At 59.3% G+C, this 19518-nt stretch carries 17 protein-coding genes; 16 read left to right on the top strand and 1 reads right to left on the bottom strand.

Annotation, left to right across the window (positions count from 1 at the left end):
* Position 1 precedes the first annotated feature (1 nt).
* The 10 genes from lpxB to ispD all read left to right on the top strand — a co-directional run bounded on the left by lpxB (position 2) and on the right by ispD (position 13289).
* Positions 2–1141 (top strand): lipid-A-disaccharide synthase, encoded by a 1140-nt coding sequence (gene lpxB, locus BFL40_RS30580; protein WP_071487443.1) that lies wholly within the window; start codon positions 2–4, stop codon positions 1139–1141.
* On the top strand, positions 1138–1764 hold the full coding sequence (gene rnhB / locus BFL40_RS30575) for a ribonuclease HII (RefSeq protein WP_071487442.1): 627 nt from the start codon (positions 1138–1140) through the stop codon (positions 1762–1764). Before lpxB ends, rnhB begins: the two co-directional genes overlap by 4 nt.
* 82 nt (positions 1765–1846) lie before the next feature.
* Positions 1847–5368: a DNA polymerase III subunit alpha gene (gene dnaE, locus BFL40_RS30570; RefSeq protein WP_071487441.1), complete on the top strand. Its 3522-nt coding sequence runs from the start codon at positions 1847–1849 to the stop codon at positions 5366–5368.
* A 129-nt stretch (positions 5369–5497) separates the two neighbouring features.
* Positions 5498–6445 carry an acetyl-CoA carboxylase carboxyltransferase subunit alpha gene (locus BFL40_RS30565; RefSeq protein ID WP_071487440.1) on the top strand — a complete coding sequence of 316 codons (948 nt, stop codon included), beginning with the start codon at positions 5498–5500 and terminating at the stop codon, positions 6443–6445.
* Between the two features lie 164 nt (positions 6446–6609).
* Positions 6610–7929 (top strand): tRNA lysidine(34) synthetase TilS, encoded by a 1320-nt coding sequence (gene tilS / locus BFL40_RS30560; protein WP_071487602.1) that lies wholly within the window; start codon positions 6610–6612, stop codon positions 7927–7929.
* A 273-nt stretch (positions 7930–8202) separates the two neighbouring features.
* Positions 8203–9834, top strand: coding sequence for a CTP synthase (gene pyrG / locus BFL40_RS30555; RefSeq protein WP_029297256.1), 1632 nt, complete (start codon positions 8203–8205; stop codon positions 9832–9834).
* A gap of 5 nt (positions 9835–9839) precedes the next feature.
* Complete coding sequence (gene kdsA, locus BFL40_RS30550) at positions 9840–10685, top strand: 3-deoxy-8-phosphooctulonate synthase (RefSeq protein WP_010212442.1); 846 nt, start codon at positions 9840–9842, stop codon at positions 10683–10685.
* A 157-nt stretch (positions 10686–10842) separates the two neighbouring features.
* Positions 10843–12132, top strand: a complete 1290-nt coding sequence (gene eno, locus BFL40_RS30545) for a phosphopyruvate hydratase (protein WP_071487439.1) — start codon at positions 10843–10845, stop codon at positions 12130–12132.
* Positions 12133–12297: 165 nt separating this feature from the next.
* Complete coding sequence (ftsB, locus tag BFL40_RS30540) at positions 12298–12582, top strand: cell division protein FtsB (RefSeq protein ID WP_174555612.1); 285 nt, start codon at positions 12298–12300, stop codon at positions 12580–12582.
* On the top strand, positions 12579–13289 hold the full coding sequence (gene ispD / locus BFL40_RS30535) for a 2-C-methyl-D-erythritol 4-phosphate cytidylyltransferase (RefSeq protein WP_071487437.1): 711 nt from the start codon (positions 12579–12581) through the stop codon (positions 13287–13289). The genes ftsB and ispD overlap by 4 nt, the downstream gene beginning before the upstream one ends.
* 115 nt (positions 13290–13404) lie before the next feature.
* Here the strand turns inward: ispD and BFL40_RS30530 are convergent, their stop codons facing one another.
* Positions 13405–14301: a LysR substrate-binding domain-containing protein gene (locus tag BFL40_RS30530; protein WP_071487436.1), complete on the bottom strand. Its 897-nt coding sequence runs from the start codon at positions 14299–14301 to the stop codon at positions 13405–13407.
* A gap of 109 nt (positions 14302–14410) precedes the next feature.
* Here BFL40_RS30530 and BFL40_RS30525 point away from each other — a divergent pair, with 109 nt between their 5' ends.
* The 6 genes from BFL40_RS30525 to BFL40_RS30500 are packed head-to-tail and all read left to right on the top strand — an operon-like array spanning position 14411 to position 19374.
* Positions 14411–15523, top strand: coding sequence for an S-(hydroxymethyl)glutathione dehydrogenase/class III alcohol dehydrogenase (locus tag BFL40_RS30525; protein ID WP_071487435.1), 1113 nt, complete (start codon positions 14411–14413; stop codon positions 15521–15523).
* Between the two features lie 8 nt (positions 15524–15531).
* Positions 15532–16377 (top strand): S-formylglutathione hydrolase, encoded by an 846-nt coding sequence (gene fghA / locus BFL40_RS30520; protein WP_071487434.1) that lies wholly within the window; start codon positions 15532–15534, stop codon positions 16375–16377.
* 54 nt (positions 16378–16431) lie between these two features.
* Positions 16432–16905, top strand: a complete 474-nt coding sequence (gene ispF / locus BFL40_RS30515; protein ID WP_012722614.1) for a 2-C-methyl-D-erythritol 2,4-cyclodiphosphate synthase — start codon at positions 16432–16434, stop codon at positions 16903–16905.
* Positions 16902–17960: a tRNA pseudouridine(13) synthase TruD gene (gene truD / locus BFL40_RS30510; RefSeq protein WP_071487433.1), complete on the top strand. Its 1059-nt coding sequence runs from the start codon at positions 16902–16904 to the stop codon at positions 17958–17960. Before ispF ends, truD begins: the two co-directional genes overlap by 4 nt.
* Positions 17948–18697 carry a 5'/3'-nucleotidase SurE gene (gene surE / locus BFL40_RS30505; protein ID WP_071487432.1) on the top strand — a complete coding sequence of 250 codons (750 nt, stop codon included), beginning with the start codon at positions 17948–17950 and terminating at the stop codon, positions 18695–18697. The genes truD and surE overlap by 13 nt, the downstream gene beginning before the upstream one ends.
* A gap of 41 nt (positions 18698–18738) precedes the next feature.
* On the top strand, positions 18739–19374 hold the full coding sequence (locus BFL40_RS30500; protein ID WP_169850588.1) for a protein-L-isoaspartate(D-aspartate) O-methyltransferase: 636 nt from the start codon (positions 18739–18741) through the stop codon (positions 19372–19374).
* Positions 19375–19518 lie beyond the last annotated feature (144 nt).

The following is a 19518-nucleotide window of genomic DNA, read 5'->3' as shown; positions in this document are numbered from 1 at the left end:
CATGGCTAATCTGCGTATCGCGCTGGTGGCCGGTGAAGCTTCCGGCGATATTTTGGGCGCAGGCCTGATGCGGGCCCTTAAAGCCCAGCACCCTGCGGTGGAATTTATCGGCGTGGGTGGCCCGCTGATGCAGGCCGAAGGTCTCGCTTCCTACTTTCCTATGGAGCGCTTGTCGGTCATGGGATTAGTGGAGGTGTTGGGCCGTTTGCGTGAGTTGCTGGCTCGCCGCAAGTTGCTGATCCAGACCCTGATCGAAGAAAAACCCGACGTTTTTATCGGTATCGACGCACCGGACTTCACCCTCAATATCGAGCTCAAGCTACGTCAGGCCGGGATCAAGACCGTGCACTACGTAAGCCCGTCCGTGTGGGCGTGGCGGCAGAAGCGCGTGCTGAAGATTCGTGAAGGTTGCGATTTGATGCTGACCCTGCTGCCCTTCGAGGCCAGGTTCTATGAAGAGAAGGGTGTGCCGGTGCGGTTTGTCGGTCATACGCTGGCTGACACCATTCCTCTGCAAGCTGACCGTGCAGCAGCCCGTGCCGAGTTGGGCTTGCCCGATGGCCCGCTCGTTGCGTTGATGCCGGGCAGTCGTGGCGGCGAAGTTGGCCGCCTAGGCGCACTTTTCTTTGATGCCGCCGAGCGCCTGCTGGCCTTGAAGCCCGGTGTGCGCTTCGTGCTGCCGTGCGCCAGCCCGCAACGTCGGACGCAAATCGAAACACTGCTTGAAGGGCGTGACCTGCCGCTGACCTTGCTGGACGGTCAGTCGCACCTGGCCTTGGCCGCTTGTGATGCGGTGCTGATCGCCTCGGGTACCGCGACCCTGGAAGCCTTGCTGTACAAGCGTCCTATGGTCGTGGCCTATCGCTTGGCGCCGCTGACCTTCTGGATTCTCAAGCGCATGGTCAAAAGCCCCTACATTTCTTTGCCCAACTTGCTGGCCCAGCGTCTTCTGGTACCGGAGTTGTTGCAGGACGCAGCGACCCCTGAAGCCCTGGCGCAAACCATACTCCCTCTGATCGACGGCGGTGAAGAGCAGACCCGTGGTTTTGATGACATCCATCGCACACTGCGCCGTGATGCGTCGAATCAGGCGGCCGACGCCGTATTGACCTTGATCGGCCAAAAACAGGAAGCGCTATGACCACCCAAATGGGCCTGGATTTCAGCCTGGTTGCCGAAGCCCACGAGCTGGTGGCCGGTGTTGACGAAGTAGGGCGTGGCCCGCTGTGTGGCGCGGTGGTCACCGCGGCGGTGATTCTCGACCCGAATCGCCCGATCCTTGGCCTCAACGACTCGAAAAAACTGACTGAAGCCCGTCGCGAAAAGCTCTTCGACGAAATCTGTGAGAAAGCCCTGAGCTGGCACATCGCCCGGGCCGAAGTTGAAGAAATCGACGAGTTGAATATCCTCCACGCGACGATGCTGGCTATGCAGCGTGCGGTAGAAGGCCTGCACATTACGCCAAAAATGGCGATGATCGACGGCAACCGCTGCCCGAAGCTGGCGATGCCGTCTGAAGCCGTGGTCAAGGGCGATGGCAAGGTTCCCGCTATCGCCGCCGCCTCGATCCTGGCCAAAGTCAGCCGTGACCGTGAAATGGCTGCTTTCGAATTGATTTACCCCGGCTACGGCATCGGAGGCCACAAGGGCTACCCGACGCCCGTTCATCTGGAAGCCTTGGCCCGCCTCGGCCCAACGCCGATACATCGACGCTCGTTTGCCCCGGTTCGCCTGGCTTATGAGGCGCGTGAGAGCCTCGGCTAGGTTTAGTCGCGAGGCTGATGTTTTTGCCAAGGCCCGGTACAATCCGGGCCTTGTTGTCTCCACGTATTAGAACAGGATCACTATGCCGGCTTCATTCGTTCACCTGCGCCTGCACACTGAATACTCCCTGGTCGACGGCCTGGTACGGATCAAACCGCTGGTCAAAACCCTGGTGGGCATGAATATGCCTGCGGTTGCGGTGACCGATCAGAACAACATGTGCTCCCTGGTCAAATTCTACAAAAGCGCCATGGGCGCTGGCATCAAGCCGATCTGCGGCGCCGACCTGTGGCTGTCCAACAAAGACCCCGATAACCCCCTGAGCCGTATCAGCCTATTGGCAATGAACGGCGTGGGTTATCGCAACCTCACCGAATTGATTTCTCGCGGTTTTATCGACGGCCAGCGTAATGGCTCGATCATCATCGAGCGTGAGTGGGTGGCTGAAGCCAGCGAGGGCGTAATCATGCTTTCGGCGGCCAAGGAGGGCGAAATCGGTATCGCGCTGCTGGGTGGCAATCCCCAGGAGGCCGAAGTGCTGGCCCGCGAGTGGATGCAGGTTTTCCCTGATCGCTTCTACCTGGAGGTCCAGCGTACCAATCGGCCCAATGATGAAGAGCATCTGCACGCCGCGGTGGCCCTGGCCGACAAGCTGGGTGCGCCGTTGGTTGCGACCAACGATGTGCGCTTTATCAAGAAGGAAGACTTCGAAGCTCACGAAACTCGCGTATGCATCGGTGAGGGCCGGGCGCTCGACGACCCGCGTCGCTCGAAGAACTACAGCGAAGAGCAATACCTCAAAAGCGCCGATGAGATGGCCGAACTGTTCAGTGACCTGCCTGAGGCGCTGGAAAACTCTGTCGAAATCGCCAAGCGTTGCAATATCGAAGTAAAGCTAGGCAAGCACTTCTTGCCTAACTTCCCGATTCCCGATGGCATGACCATCGATGAGTATTTCCGCAAGGTGTCGTTTGACGGCCTGGAAGAGCGGCTTACCGTTCTGCTGCCCAAGGACACGACCGAAGACTACGACGCCAAGCGCCAGGTGTATGTTGATCGGCTGAATTTCGAGCTGGATATCATCATCCAGATGGGGTTTCCCGGTTACTTCTTGATCGTAATGGACTTTATCCAGTGGGCCAAAAGCAACGGCGTGCCGGTAGGTCCGGGCCGGGGGTCAGGTGCTGGCTCGCTGGTGGCTTATGTGCAGAAAATCACCGACCTCGACCCGCTGGAATATGACCTGCTGTTCGAACGGTTCCTGAACCCGGAACGGGTTTCCATGCCCGACTTCGACGTCGACTTCTGCATGGACGGTCGCGACCGCGTGATCGAATATGTGGCCGAGAAATACGGCCGCAATGCTGTAAGCCAGATCATCACTTTCGGTTCCATGGCGGCCAAGGCTGTAATCCGTGACGTGGCCCGTGTACAGGGCAAGTCCTATGGCCTGGCGGATCGCCTATCGAAGATGATCCCCTTCGAAGTCGGCATGACCCTGGAAAAGGCTTACGAGCAGGAGGAAATCCTGCGCGACTTCATCAAGGTCGATGAAGAAGCGGCCGAAATCTGGGACATGGCGCGCAAGCTCGAAGGCGTAGTACGTAACGTCGGTAAGCACGCCGGTGGTGTGGTGATCGCACCGACCAAGCTCACTGACTTTTCGCCGATTTATTGCGATGAAGAAGGCGACGGCCTGGTTACCCAGTTCGACAAGGACGACGTGGAGGCAGCCGGGCTGGTGAAGTTCGACTTCCTGGGCCTGCGAACCCTGACGATCATCGACTGGGCGCTCAAGACCATTAACCGTGAGCGCGCCAAGGTCGATGAGGCGCCGCTGGATATCGCGTTTATCCCGCTGGACGACAAACCGACCTACCAGTTGCTGCAAAAGGCCGAAACCACGGCGGTGTTCCAGCTTGAGTCGCGCGGCATGAAGGAGCTGATCAAAAAGCTCAAGCCCGACTGCCTGGAAGACTTGATCGCACTGGTGGCCCTGTTCCGTCCGGGCCCGTTGCAATCGGGCATGGTGGATGACTTCATCAACCGTAAACACGGTCGCGCCGAACTGGCTTACCCGCACTCCGACTACCAGTACGAAGGCCTCAAGCCAGTACTGGCACCGACCTACGGCATCATCCTGTATCAGGAGCAGGTGATGCAGATCGCCCAGGTGATGGCGGGTTACACCCTCGGTGGCGCGGATATGTTGCGTCGAGCCATGGGTAAGAAAAAACCCGAGGAAATGGCCAAGCAGCGCGGCGGTTTCATTGAAGGTTGCGCCTCCAATAATATCGACGCGGACCTCGCGGGTAACATTTTCGACCTGGTGGAAAAATTCGCCGGTTACGGTTTCAACAAATCCCACTCCGCCGCCTACGGCCTGGTGTCGTACCAGACTGCCTGGCTGAAGGCTCACTATCCGGCGCCATTCATGGCTGCGGTACTTTCGGCGGATATGCACAACACCGACAAGGTCGTGACCTTGATCGAGGAAGTGCGCACCATGAAGCTGCGCCTCGACGCGCCGGACGTGAACGCTTCGGAGTTCAAGTTCACGGTGAATGACGAAGGCCGCATCATTTATGGCCTGGGCGCGATCAAGGGCGTGGGCGAAGGCCCGGTGGAAGCCATCACCGAAGCGCGCCAGGATGGGCCTTTCAAGGACCTGTTCGACTTCTGCGCGCGGGTTGATCTCAAACGCATCAACAAACGTACCCTCGATGGTTTGATCCGCAGCGGCGCACTCGACCGGCTCGGCCCGTATTTCCATGATGAGCCGAAGGCTTACCAGGCGAATATCGACCGCAATCGCGCCGTACTGCTGACGGCCATGGAAGAAGCGATCAAGGCCGCCGAGCAGACCGCTCGCACCCATGACAGTGGCCACGCCGATCTGTTTGGTGGGTTGTTCGTCGAAGAAGACGCGGATGTTTACGCCAACCATCGCAAGGCTAAGGAACTGACCCTCAAGGAACGTCTCAAGGGCGAGAAAGACACCTTGGGCCTGTACCTCACGGGTCACCCAATTGACGAATACGAAGGTGAAATCCGTCGTTTCGCCCGTCAGCGCATCATCGACCTGAAACCGGCGCGAGACACCCAGACCGTCGCCGGTATGATCATCGCCCTGCGGGTGATGAAAAATAAGAAGGGCGACAAGATGGGCTTTATCACCCTTGACGACCGCTCGGGCCGGATAGAGGCGTCGCTGTTTGCCGACGCGTTCCACTCCGCGCAGTCGCTGCTGCAGACCGATGCCATGGTAGTGGTGGAAGGGGAGGTCAGTAATGATGACTTCTCCGGCGGCCTGCGCCTGCGGATCAAGCGGGTGATGAGCATGGAAGATGCGCGCACCAATCTGGCCGAAAGCCTGCGTTTGAAGGTCAAGACCGAAGCCCTCAAAGGCGATCAGCTACGCTGGTTGGGTGACTTGCTTAAACGCCACCGTGGCGCGTGTCCGGTGACCATGGAGTACACCGGCAGTGACGCCAAGGCGATGTTGCAGTTTGGTGAGACGTGGCGAATTGATCCCGCCGATGGCTTGATTCAAGCTTTGCGTGACCAGTTCGGGCGAGACAACGTCTTCCTCCAATACCGTTGACGGTCAGATATGTCTGATCTCGACTAAACATTTAATCTCGACCTAAACGCGCCTCTCCCTTAAGGTAGGGCGCGAATAGACAACCGGCTGGCCAGGCACTCCTTGGCCGTCGACCCAAGACGGACGCTTATGAACCCGAATTTTCTTGATTTCGAACAGCCGATCGCTGACCTGCAAGCCAAGATTGAAGAACTGCGCCTGGTCGGCAATGACAATTCGCTGAATATCGGCGATGAGATCGCTCGCCTGCAAGACAAGAGCAGCACGCTCACCGAAGACATCTTCGGCAAGCTGACCAGCTGGCAGATTGCGCGCCTGGCTCGCCACCCGCGCCGTCCATACACCCTGGACTACATTCAGCACATCTTCACCGAGTTCGACGAGCTGCATGGCGACCGCCACTTCTCCGACGACGCGGCCATCGTGGGCGGTATCGCTCGCCTGGACGACCAGCCGGTGATGGTGATCGGTCACCAGAAAGGCCGTGAAGTACGCGAAAAAGTGCGCCGTAACTTCGGTATGCCGCGTCCGGAAGGCTATCGCAAGGCGTGCCGCCTGATGGAAATGGCCGAGCGCTTCAAAATGCCGATCCTGACCTTCATCGACACGCCGGGCGCCTACCCGGGTATTGATGCTGAAGAGCGCAACCAGAGCGAAGCGATCGCCTGGAACCTGCGCGTCATGGCTCGCCTGAAAACCCCGATCATCGCCACCGTGATTGGTGAGGGTGGTTCTGGCGGTGCATTGGCCATTGGCGTCTGCGATCAGCTGAACATGCTGCAGTACTCGACCTACGCGGTGATCTCGCCGGAAGGTTGCGCTTCGATCCTGTGGAAAACCGCAGAAAAGGCGCCGGACGCTGCCGAAGCCATGGGCATCACTGCTGATCGCCTCAAAGGCCTGGGGATCGTTGATAAAGTGATCGCCGAGCCATTGGGTGGCGCCCACCGTGATCCGGCTGCTGCGGCTGCGACCATCCGTGCTGAACTGGCTTCGCAACTGGCGATGCTCAAGAAGTTCGATAACGAGGCGCTGTTGGCCCGTCGTTATGAGCGCCTGATGAGCTACGGTCTCTAAGTTGACTCAGTGATCGTTCCCACGCTCTGCGTGGGAATGTCTCCTCGGACGCTCCGCGTCCTGCGGCTGGAGCATGGCTCCGCGTCCTGCGCAATGGTGACGCGGAGCGTCACAGGATGCATTTCCACGCAGAGCGTGGGATCGATCGTGCTTGGGGTGCCGCGATGAAATCCGCTTTGACAGCCAAACTCCTGCAAACTCTGGCCGCCTGGCGCAACGCCCCGGCGTGGCATGTCGCTTTCTCGGGTGGGTTGGATTCCACCGTCTTGCTGCACCTCCTGGCTAATCTGGCCAAAACCGACACCCTCCCGCTGCTCAGCGCCGTCCATGTTCACCATGGCTTGCAAGCTGCCGCTGACGCCTGGCCAAGTCATTGTCAGTCTGTATGCAACAGCCTGGGCGTGCCCTTGCGCGTCATGCATGTGCAGGTCCAATCTGGCGCCAGCCTTGAGCGTGCCGCCCGTGATGCGCGTTATCAGGCGTTTACCGAGGTGATCGAAGCCGGGGAGGTCTTGCTGACGGGCCAGCACCGTGACGACCAGGCTGAGACCCTGTTGTTTCGCCTGCTGCGCGGAGCGGGTGTGCGCGGGTTGGCAGCGATGCCCGTCCATCGCCCGTTGGCAGGCGGTCATCTGGTGCGCCCACTGTTGGATACCTCGCGCGCTGAATTGGAAGCCTATGCTCACGAGCACCAGCTCAAGTGGATCGAAGATCCTTCCAATGCCGACGCACGGTTCTCCCGCAATTATCTGCGCCATCGTGTGTTCCCGCTGCTGACGGAGCGTTGGCCTCAAGCCATCACCCGCTTGGCCCGAACCGCCGAGCACTTGAGCGAAGCCCAAGGTCTGCTCGATGAGCTGGCGCACATGGACCTGCAAGCCGCCGATCAGCCTTCGCCGTTTCCCTGGATGCCTTTGCCGTCATTGGCCCTTGCTCCTTTACGTGAGCTTTCCGACGCCCGCCAGCGCAATGCCCTGCGCCATTGGCTGACTCCGCTGACCCGATTACCCGACAGCGGCCACTGGGCTGGCTGGCATTCCCTGCGCGATGCCAAGGGCGACGCGCAACCATTGTGGCGCCTGGCTGACGGTGAGCTGTACCGTTGCGGCGAACGCATCTGGTGGCTACCCGTCGCTTGGTCGGAATTTTCCGACGCTCCGGTGAGCTGGCCGTATCCGCAAAACCCTCTAGCGTTACCCGGCAATGGCCAGCTGGAATTTATCGGCAACGCCCCGGAAGGCCCGTTGGTGATCCGCTATCGCCAGGGCGGCGAAATCATGGATGTGCCGGGTCGAGGTCGGCGTGACCTGAAGCGACTGCTTAATGAAAGTGCAGTGCCGGGGTTCATCCGTGGCAGATTGCCGCTGCTGTATCAAGGCGAGCAATTGCTGGCTGTCCCTAGCCTGGCTGGGCTATGGGCCATGACGTCTGGCGACTGGCAATTACATTGGTTGCCACAGACCTGCGATCAAGGTTTGAGCTGATAGAGCCTTTCCGGTAGACTACGCTCCCTTCTTGATACAACTTCTGTGGATTCGCCTGAATCGCAGCAGTTGCCGATTACCAAGCAGTCTTTGCTGGGCGATTCCAAAAAATGTGTAGCGATCAACGTACCGGTGTTCCATTGCTGGTCTGTCATCACGCGGCGGTTTTTTTGAAAGGTGCACTGTGATTAATGCAGGTGATCGGGGGCTTCGGCCTTCCTTCGCTTTCCCCGGCGGCTCCGACCGCTTTAACGCAGACTTCTAGGGTTTTTCATGACGCGCTACATATTCGTCACGGGCGGTGTTGTTTCTTCATTGGGGAAAGGCATTGCATCGGCTTCATTGGCGGCCATCCTGGAGGCGCGGGGACTTAAGGTCACCATGCTCAAGCTGGACCCGTACATCAACGTTGACCCGGGCACCATGAGCCCGTTCCAGCACGGTGAAGTGTTCGTCACCCACGACGGCGCCGAAACCGACCTGGATCTGGGCCACTACGAGCGGTTCATCCGCACGACCATGACCCAGAACAACAACTTCACCACTGGCCGTGTCTACGAGCACGTGCTGCGCAAAGAGCGCCGTGGTGACTACCTGGGTGCAACCATCCAGGTGATCCCGCACATCACCGACGAAATCAAGCGCCGCATCATCAAGGGTGCAGGCGATGCTGACGTGGCGATGGTCGAGATCGGTGGCACCGTGGGTGACATCGAGTCCCAACCGTTCCTCGAAGCCATTCGCCAGTTGCGTTTCGAAGTCGGCGCCAAGCGCGCGATGCTGATGCACCTGACCTTGGTGCCCTACATCGCCACTGCCGGCGAAACCAAAACCAAGCCTACCCAGCACTCGGTCAAGGAACTGCGTTCCATCGGCCTGCAGCCGGACGTGCTGGTGTGCCGCTCCGATCATCCGATCGACATCTCTTCGCGTCGCAAGATCGCGCAATTCACCAACGTTGAAGAACGTGCGGTGATCGCGCTGGAAGACGCCGATACCATCTACAAGATCCCGGGCATCCTGCATTCGCAAGGCCTGGATGATTTTGTGGTCGAGCGTTTCGGCCTGCAGTGCAATGGCGCGGACCTGTCCGAGTGGGAAGCCGTGGTTGACGCCAAGCTCAATCCTGAGCATGAAGTCACCATCGCCATGGTCGGTAAGTACATGGAGCTGCTGGACGCGTACAAGTCGCTGATCGAAGCGATGAGTCACGCCGGCATCAGCAACCGTACCAAGGTCAACCTGCGCTACATCGATTCCGAAGACATCGAGAACCAAGGCACCGCCCTGCTTGAAGGTGTTGACGCGATCCTCGTTCCAGGCGGTTTCGGCCTGCGTGGCGTGGAAGGCAAGATCACTGCCGTGCAGTACGCTCGTGAGAACAAGGTGCCGTACCTGGGTATCTGCCTGGGTATGCAAGTGGCCGTTATCGAGTTCGCCCGTAATGTGCTGGGCTGGAAGGACGCCAACTCCACCGAGTTCGATCACACCAGCGGCCACCCGGTCGTGGGCCTGATCACCGAGTGGGAAGATGCCACCGGTGCCGTTGAAACCCGTACCGAGACTTCCGACCTGGGCGGCACCATGCGTCTTGGCGCGCAAGACTGCCTGCTGGAGTCGGGCTCCCTGGTTCACGATTGCTATGGCAAGGACGTGATCGTTGAGCGTCACCGTCATCGCTACGAAGTGAACAACAACCTGCTGCCGCAGATCAAAGAAGCCGGTCTGAAAATCTCCGGTCGCTCCGGTGACGGCAAGCTGGTTGAAGTGGTCGAGGCACCGGACCATCCGTGGTTCGTGGCCTGCCAGTTCCACCCTGAGTTCACCTCGACACCACGCGACGGTCACCCGTTGTTCAGCGGTTTCGTTAAAGCAGCACTGACGCAACATCAGAAGAAGGCGTAAACCTGATGGCCCAGAAGATCATTCGCGTAGGCGACATCGAGATTGCCAACGACAAGCCCATGGTGCTGTTCGGCGGCATGAACGTGCTGGAAAGCCGCGACATGGCGATGCAGGTCTGCGAAGAGTACGTCAAGGTTACCGAGAAACTCGGTATCCCTTACGTGTTCAAGGCCAGCTTCGACAAGGCCAACCGTTCGTCCGTGACCTCCTATCGCGGCCCGGGCCTTGAAGAAGGCATGCGGATCTTCCAGGACATCAAGCAAGCCTTCGGCGTGCCGATCATCACCGACGTCCACGAGCCTGAGCAGGCTGCCGTGGTCGCCGAGGTGTGCGACATCATCCAGTTGCCGGCCTTCCTGTCGCGCCAGACCGACCTGGTTGTTGCGATGGCCAAGACCGGCGCTGTGATCAATATCAAGAAAGCCCAGTTCCTCGCACCTCAGGAGATGAAGCACATCCTGAACAAGTGCGTGGAAGCGGGTAACGACCAGTTGATCCTTTGCGAGCGTGGTTCGAGCTTCGGCTATAACAACCTCGTGGTGGACATGCTCGGTTTCGGCATCATGAAACAGTTCGAATACCCGGTGTTCTTCGACGTGACCCACGCGCTGCAAATGCCGGGCGGTCGCGCCGATTCCGCTGGCGGGCGTCGTGCCCAGGTATTGGACCTGGCCAAGGCCGGCATCAGCCAGTCCCTGGCGGGTCTTTTCCTGGAAGCCCACCCGGACCCGGACAACGCCAAATGCGACGGCCCATGCGCCCTGCGCCTGGACAAGTTGGAGCCGTTCCTGGCCCAACTCAAGCAGTTGGACGAACTGGTCAAGAGTTTTCCGACGGTAGAGACCGCGTAAGCACTGTTTCTCCGGTAAAGTACCCCACGCTAAATGCTCAGGCCCCCGGGCCTGAGCCTTGTCGCCTGCAAGCCTGCCCCGTTGTTCCACCCTTGCGGTCGGTCAAAAGTTTTCCTTCAGCTGCGTCGTTTTCGTCAACTTTGGAGTGTTTACAACAATGGCAAAAATCGTCGACATCAAAGGTCGTGAAGTTCTCGACTCCCGTGGCAACCCCACCGTCGAAGCCGACGTGCTTCTCGATAACGGCATCATCGGCAGCGCCTGTGCGCCGTCCGGTGCTTCTACCGGTTCGCGCGAAGCGCTGGAACTGCGTGATGGCGACAAGAGCCGTTACCTGGGCAAAGGTGTACTCAAGGCTGTAGCCAACATCAACGGCCCGATCCGTGACCTGTTGCTGGGCAAAGACCCGCTGGACCAGAAAGCCCTGGACCACGCGATGATCAAGCTCGACGGTACCGAGAACAAAGGTAGCCTGGGCGCCAACGCCATCCTCGCTGTGTCCCTGGCCGCTGCCAAAGCGGCTGCACAGGACCAGGACCTGCCGTTGTATGCCCACATCGCCAACTTGAACGGCACCCCAGGTGTTTACTCGATGCCGGTTCCGATGATGAACATCATCAACGGTGGCGAGCACGCTGATAACAACGTCGACATCCAGGAATTCATGGTGCAGCCAGTTGGCGCCAAGACCTTCTCCGAAGGCCTGCGCATGGGCACCGAGATTTTCCATCACCTCAAAGCTGTGCTGAAGGCCCGTGGCCTGAGCACTGCGGTGGGTGACGAAGGTGGTTTTGCACCGAACCTGGCGTCCAACGAAGATGCACTGAAAGTAATCTCCGAAGCCGTGGCCAACGCTGGCTACAAGCTGGGCACCGACGTGACCCTGGCCTTGGATTGCGCGGCCAGCGAGTTCTATGAAAATGGTAAGTACAACCTGTCCGGCGAAGGCCACGTGTTCACTTCGGAAGGTTTTGCTGACTACCTGAAGGGCTTGTGCGAACGTTACCCGATCATCTCCGTTGAAGATGGCCTGGACGAGTCCGACTGGGCTGGCTGGAAAATCCTTACCGACAAGATCGGCGAGAAAATCCAACTGGTGGGCGACGACTTGTTCGTGACCAACACCAAGATCCTGAAAGAAGGCATCGATAAAAAGATCGCCAACTCGATCCTGATCAAGTTCAACCAGATCGGCACCCTGACCGAAACCCTGGAAGCCATCCAGATGGCCAAGGCTGCGGGCTACACCGCCGTGATCTCCCACCGCTCCGGCGAAACCGAAGATTCGACCATTGCCGACCTGGCTGTGGGCACTTCGGCGGGCCAGATCAAGACCGGTTCCCTGTGCCGTTCCGACCGCGTTTCCAAGTACAACCAATTGCTGCGGATCGAAGAGCAACTGGCGGGTAAAGCCAAGTACAACGGCCGCAGCGAATTTCGCGGCTGATTGATGCATGGTAAAAAGTCGGCGGATTGCGTCGGAAAAAACACGACAGTGTGCATTTCGACGCTAATCTGATGGCTATCAAGCACAAGCCTGGTTCTTCCAGGCTTCGTGCTATCAGTTGCTTAAAAAGTTTGGCATGGCTGTCTTTTTTTACTGGATACCCGGATTTCGATGCGCAGTCCCAATTGGTTGTTCCTCGTCTTGCTCTTGTTGCTGGCTGGCCTGCAGTACCGCCTATGGGTCGGTAATGGCAGCTTTGCGCAGGTGAAAGAACTGACCCAGCAAATTGCTGACCAGCACGCGGAAAACGAAATACTGCTGGAGCGTAACCGCGTCCTTGACGCCGAAGTGCTTGAGCTGAAAAAAGGTACGGAGACCGTTGAAGAACGGGCTCGCCATGAATTGGGCATGGTCAAGGACGGTGAAACCCTTTACCAGTTGGCCAAATGATCAACTCACTACCGGCCTTCTGGGCCGTGATTCCTGCCGCGGGCGTCGGTGCTCGTATGGCCGCGGACCGTCCCAAGCAGTATCTGCAACTGGGCGGGCGCACAATTCTCGAACACAGCCTTGGCTGTTTTCTCGACCATCCAGCGCTTAAAGGCCTGGTGGTCAGTCTTGCTTCTGATGATCCTTATTGGCCCAACCTGGCGTGTGCCACTGACTCGCGTATCCAGCGTGCGGACGGTGGTTTGGAGCGATCGGGCTCGGTACTGAATGCGCTGCTGCAACTCAATGCCCTGGGCGCCAGTGATGACGACTGGGTGTTGGTGCACGATGCTGCTCGGCCGAACCTGAGTCGCGATGACCTCGACAAGTTGCTGGCCGAACTGGCGGATGACCCGGTCGGCGGCTTACTGGCCGTGCCGGCTCGCGACACCCTCAAGCGGGTCGACAAGCGCGGTCGGGTGGTGGAAACCGTGGACCGTAGCCTGATCTGGCAAGCTTATACGCCGCAGATGTTCCGCTTGGGTGCTTTGCATCGTGCCTTGGCCGACAGCCTGGTGGCCGATGCGGTGATCACTGACGAAGCCTCGGCCATGGAGTGGGCGGGCCAGGCGCCGCGCTTGATCGAAGGACGCTCGGACAATATCAAGGTGACTCGACCGGAGGATCTTGAGTGGCTGCGGTTGCGATGGGCTAACCGCCAGAGTTGATGATCGTTCCCACGCTCTGCGTGGGAGTGCCTCTTGTGACGCTCTGCGTCACGCTTTGGACGCAGAGCGTCCTGGGCTGCATTCCCACGCAGAGCGTGGGAACGATCAAACATCTTTAACTGCTGTACTCCGGCCGTTCAGCCAACCCCACCTTCAAAAAATCCACCAGCTTGCGCACCTTCGGCGACAAATGCCGCTGCTGCGGATACAGCGCCCACACCGCAGTGTTCGGCGGCTGATGCGCCTCCAGCAATGACACCAGCGCGCCACTGTGCAAATGTTCCAGCACGTAATAGTCCGGCAACTGGCACAACCCAACCCCTTGCAACGCCGCATCCAGCACCGCTTGCCCACTGTTGCAGCGCCAGTTGCCCTGTACGCGCTGGGAAAACTCCCGCCCGTCCTGGGCCAGTTGCCAGATATCCGAACTGCCAATCAGGCAGTTATGTCGACTCAGCTCCGACAAACTATGTGGCCGACCATACCGTTCAAGGTAGGAGGGCGACGCGCACAAGTACATGCGCCGAGGGGCCAGGCGACTGGCGACCATGCGCGAGTCTTGCAGGCGCCCTAGGCGGATCGCCAGATCGAGGCCTTCGTGTACCAGGTCCAGTTGGCGGTTGGTCAGTTCGATATCCACGCGCAATTGCGGATACAACCCCATGAATCGCGTGACAAGCGGCACGATAAACCGCTCGCCATAAGCCACCGCGCACGTCATGCGCAACATGCCCTTGGGCTCGCTGGTGAGGTCGCCTACCGCGCGCAAGGCTTCTTCGCGACCATCCTGCAAACGCTGACAGTGTTGCAGGAAGGTTTGGCCAGCTTCGGTCAGGGTCACCTTGCGCGTACTGCGGTACAGCAACCGCGTTTGCAGTCGCTCCTCCAAGCGCGCCACCTGCCGGCTGATGTGTGACGACGACACTCCCAAGCGCTCGGCCGCCGCTGTGAATTGGCTGCATTCGGCGACTGCGACGAATTCATCGATGCCTTCCCAGCGGTTTTCCAGCATGTTGATTATCCCTGTGTAGCAATAAAGTTTTGCTTTCGGTCGGATTATTAATCACAGAGCCATGTTTTACACTCGCTTCCTCAGTTTTTAACCCGATGGAGAAACCCGGATGATCAAGTCCCGCGCTGCCGTAGCCTTCGAAGCCAAAAAGCCCCTTGAGATTGTTGAAGTGGATGTCGCCATGCCCAAGGCTGGCGAGGTGCTGTTGCGGGTGGTTGCGTCCGGCGTGTGCCATACCGATGCCTACACCTTGTCGGGTGCCGATCCGGAAGGCATCTTCCCGTCGATCCTCGGTCACGAAGGCGGTGCGGTGGTTGAAGCGATCGGTGAGGGCGTGACCTCGGTAGCTGTCGGCGATCACGTGATTCCGCTGTACACCCCGGAATGTGGCAAGTGCAAATTCTGCCTGTCGGGCAAAACCAATCTGTGCCAAGCCATTCGCTCCACCCAAGGCAAAGGCCTGATGCCGGATGGCACCACGCGTTTCTCCTATAAGGGCCAGCCGATTTTCCACTACATGGGTACTTCGACCTTCTCCGAGTACACCGTGCTGCCGGAAATCTCTGTCGCCAAGATCCCTAAAGACGCGCCGCTGGAAAAAGTCTGCCTGCTGGGTTGTGGTGTTACCACCGGCATCGGCGCGGTGATCAACACCGCCAAGGTCAAGCCGGGTGACACCGTGGCGATCTTCGGTCTAGGCGGTATTGGCCTGTCGGCCGTGATCGGCGCGGTGAAAGCCAAGGCCGGTCGCATCATTGCCATCGACATCAACCCGGCCAAGTTCGAAATTGCCAAGCAACTGGGTGCCACCGACTGCATCAACCCAAAAGACTACGATCGCCCAATTCAAGAGGTGATCGTCGACTTGACTGACGGTGGCGTGGACTTCTCCTTCGAGTGCATTGGCAACGTGCAACTGATGCGTGCCGCTCTTGAGTGCTGCCACAAAGGCTGGGGCGAGTCGGTAATCATCGGCGTGGCCGGTGCAGGCCAGGAAATTGCTACCCGTCCATTCCAGTTGGTGACCGGTCGCGTCTGGCGTGGTTCGGCGTTCGGTGGCGTGCGTGGTCGCACTGAATTGCCAAGCTACGTGGAAATGGCCCAGACCGGTGAGATCCCGCTGGACACCTTTATTACCCACACTATGGGCCTGGAAGACATCAACAAAGCGTTTGACCTGATGCATGAAGGCAAGAGCATTCGTACCGTCATCCACTTCTGAGGTCGGCCATGAGTCTGGAAAACCTGTCGTGCCAGAAGAGCTTCGGCGGCTGGCATAAACGCTACAAGCATCATTCCGATGTGCTGGGTTGCGACATGACCTTTGCCGTTTACCTGCCACCGCAAGCGGAGCAGGGCGGCAAGTTGCCGGTGGTGTACTGGCTGTCCGGGTTGACCTGCACCGATGAGAACTTCATGCAGAAGGCCGGCGGCCAGCGCATGGCTGCCGAGTTGGGGCTGATCATCGTCGCGCCGGACACCAGCCCGCGTGGGCCGGATGTGCCGGGTGATCCGGACAACGCCTGGGATTTCGGCCTGGGCGCCGGCTTCTACCTCAATGCCACCCAGGAACCCTGGGCCAAGCACTATCGGATGCATGACTATGTTGTGCAGGAGTTGCCGGCACTGGTTGAAGCGCATTTCCCGGCGTCCAATAAGCGCGGGATCAGCGGCCATTCCATGGGCGGCCACGGTGCGCTGGTGTGTGCCTTGCGCAATCCGGGACGTTACCAGTCGGTGTCGGCATTCTCACCGATCAACAACCCGATGGATTGCCCGTGGGGCCAGAAAGCCTTTTCCCGTTATTTGGGCGAAGAACGCTCTAAATGGCGTGAATGGGATGCCTGCGTGCTGATCAGCGAAGCCTCGGAAAAGCTGCCATTGCTGGTGGATCAGGGCGATCGCGACGATTTCCTCGCCGTGCAGCTTAAGCCTGAAGCCCTGCAGCAAGCGGCCAAGGCGGCGGGCCACCCACTCGAACTGCGCCTGCAACCTGGCTATGACCACAGCTACTTCTTTATCGCCAGCTTCATCGAGGACCATTTGCGACACCATGGTCGTGCTTTGCTCGGTTAATGTGAGGCAAAAGTAGGTAGAATCACGCCCTGAATTAAATCGGGGCGTTTTTTTATGCGTATTGGCCATGGCTACGATGTGCACCGTTTCGCCGAAGGCGATTTCATCACCTTGGGCGGCGTGCGTATTGCGCACCACCATGGGTTGCTGGCTCATTCCGACGGCGACGTTGTGTTGCATGCCTTGAGCGATGCCTTGCTCGGCGCGGCGGCGTTGGGCGATATCGGCAAGCACTTTCCGGACACCGATCCCACCTTCAAGGGCGCGGACAGCCGCGTGTTGCTGCGCCACGTGGTGGGTTTGATCCACGCCAAGGGCTGGAAAGTCGGCAATGTCGACAACACCATCGTGGCCCAGGCCCCGAAAATGGCCCCGCATATCGAATCGATGCGTGCACTGATTGCCGCAGACCTGCAAATTGAATTGGATCAAGTGAACGTGAAAGCCACCACTACCGAAAAGCTCGGGTTTACCGGTCGTGAAGAGGGCATTGCGGTGCACTCCGTCGCCTTGTTGCTGCGCGCATGAATGACCTGCAACTGCTGGGCCCACGGGCCTACGGCGAGGCCTTGGGCCGCGCGGTCCTGAAAGCTACGGCTGAAGATTTCCAGGTAGACGAAGTGCTGGATATCCCACTGACCGGTGACGGCGAGCATCTGTGGTTGTGGGTGGAGAAGCGTGGCCTTAATACCGAAGAGGCTGCTCGGCGCATTGCCAAGGCAGCCGGTGTGCCCTTGCGCACTGTCAGCTATGCCGGCCTCAAGGACCGCCAGGCGTTGACCCGTCAGTGGTTCAGCGTGCAACTGCCAGGCAAGGCCGACCCAGACATGAGCGGTGCGGAAAACGACACCCTCAAGATTCTCAAAATCGCTCGCCACAAGCGCAAGCTGCAACGCGGCGCGCATTCGGCCAACGGCTTTACCCTGCGCCTGACCCAGTTGACCGGTGATACCGCCGCCATCGACGCGCGGTTGCAGTTGATCGCCCAGCACGGCATTCCAAACTACTTTGGTACACAACGCTTTGGCCACAACGGCGGCAACGTCGTTGACGCCCGAGAATGGGCGGCGCGCAAGGCCTTGCCGGAACAGCGCAATGTGCGTTCGCGATTGTTGTCCACCGCGCGCAGTTTCCTGTTCAACAAAGTGTTGGCGGCACGTGTTGCGGATGGTTCCTGGCAGCGCGCTCAAGTGGGCGACCTGCTGGCGTTTACTGATAGCCGCAGTTTTTTTCCGGCGGGGGAGGCTGAATGCAGCGACCCGCGCCTGGCGATTCTGGACCTGCACCCAACCGGGCCGCAGTGGGGCGAGGGTGACTCGCCAGCGAGCGGTGCAACCCATACGCTTGAGCAGGCTGTCGCCGCCAGTGAAGCTGACCTGCGCGATTGGCTGGTGAATGCCGGCATGAGCCAGGAGCGTCGCATTCTTCGACTGCCCATTGGCGGGTTGACGTGGCATTATCCCGGTCCTGACATTCTGCAATTGGAATTTGTCCTGCCGGCCGGATGCTTCGCCACTGTCTTGGTGCGCGAGCTTGTTGATCTGGTGTCGGCGGGGCAAACGGACAGCCCATGCGTATTCTGATATCAAACGATGACGGTGCCACCGCACCCGGCCTTGCCGCGCTCTATGCTGCGCTGGAAGATTATGCCGAGTGCGTGGTGGTTGCCCCCGACCAGGACAAGAGCGGCGCCAGCAGTTCGCTGACGCTCGACCGTCCACTGCATCCGCAGGTTCTGGCCAATGGCTTTATCAGCGTGAACGGTACCCCCACCGACTGCGTGCACCTGGCGATCAACAGCCTGTTGGATCAGGAGCCGGATCTGGTGGTGTCGGGTATCAACCTCGGTGCCAACCTGGGGGATGACGTGCTGTATTCCGGTACCGTGGCGGCGGCCCTTGAAGGGCGCTTTCTCGGTCGTACTTCGTTCGCCTTTTCCTTTGCCTCACGGCAACTGGATAACCTGGCGACGGCGGCGTATTTCGCGCGCAAGCTGGTGGAGGCCCATGCTTCCCTGGACTTGCCACCGCGTACAGTGCTCAACGTCAATATTCCCAACCTGCCCCTCGACCATATTCGCGGCATTCAGTTGACGCGCCTGGGCCATCGCGCCCGCGCGGCGGCGCCACTGAAGGTGGTCGACCCGCGTGGCAAGGAAGGTTACTGGATTGCAGCCGCGGGCGACGCCGAGGACGGTGGTCCGGGCACAGACTTTCATGCGGTGATGCAAGGTTATGTTTCGATTACCCCGTTGCAGCTTGATCGCACCTTCAGTGATGCCTTCAGTAGCCTCGATGGCTGGCTCGAGGGTCTGCGTTGATGGCGCGTGAACAAGACGACTTATTGCGTCGTGGCATCGGGATGACCTCTCAGCGTACCCGTGAGCGTTTAATCCAGCGTTTGTACGAAGAGGGGCTGTCAAACGCCCAGGTGCTGGAAGTCATCCGGCGCACGCCACGGCACCTGTTTGTCGATGAAGCCCTGGCGCACCGTGCCTATGAAGACACAGCGTTGCCCATTGGCCACAACCAGACCATCTCCCAGCCTTATATGGTCGCGCGCATGAGCGAACTGCTGCTCGCTGCCGGTCCGCTGGACAAGGTGTTGGAGATCGGCACCGGCTCGGGTTACCAGACCGCCGTGCTGTCGCAACTGGTGGAGCGGGTGTTCTCGGTGGAGCGCATCAAGGTCCTGCAGGACCGCGCCAAGGAGCGCCTGGTAGAGTTGAACCTGCGTAATGTGGTGTTCCGCTGGGGCGATGGCTGGGAGGGCTGGCCGGCGCTGGCGCCTTATAACGGCATCATTGTCACGGCCGTGGCGACTGATGTGCCGCAAGCGTTGCTCGATCAACTGGCCCCTGGCGGGCGGTTGGTCATCCCGGTGGGCTCCGGCGAAGTGCAACAATTGATGCTCATTATCCGTGAGGACGAAGGTTTTTCCCGGCATGTACTGGGTGCTGTGCGCTTCGTACCGTTGCTCAATGGCCCGCTGGCCTGATCATTTATTTGCAGTCAGTGAATTCTGCAGGCGGGGATGTGTCTTACAGCGGGGCTCAGTGAGTCAACATGATCGAAAGTTGGTTTTAAACATGATGAATTTTTCATTTCAGTCGTGTGCCGGTAAAAAACCAATGCCCAGTTA

Source organism: Pseudomonas costantinii (assembly GCF_001870435.1).
Lineage (GTDB): Bacteria > Pseudomonadota > Gammaproteobacteria > Pseudomonadales > Pseudomonadaceae > Aquipseudomonas > Aquipseudomonas costantinii.
The sequence above is the reverse complement of the archived record's forward strand: the minus strand, read 5'-3'. Positions and strand labels throughout refer to the sequence as shown.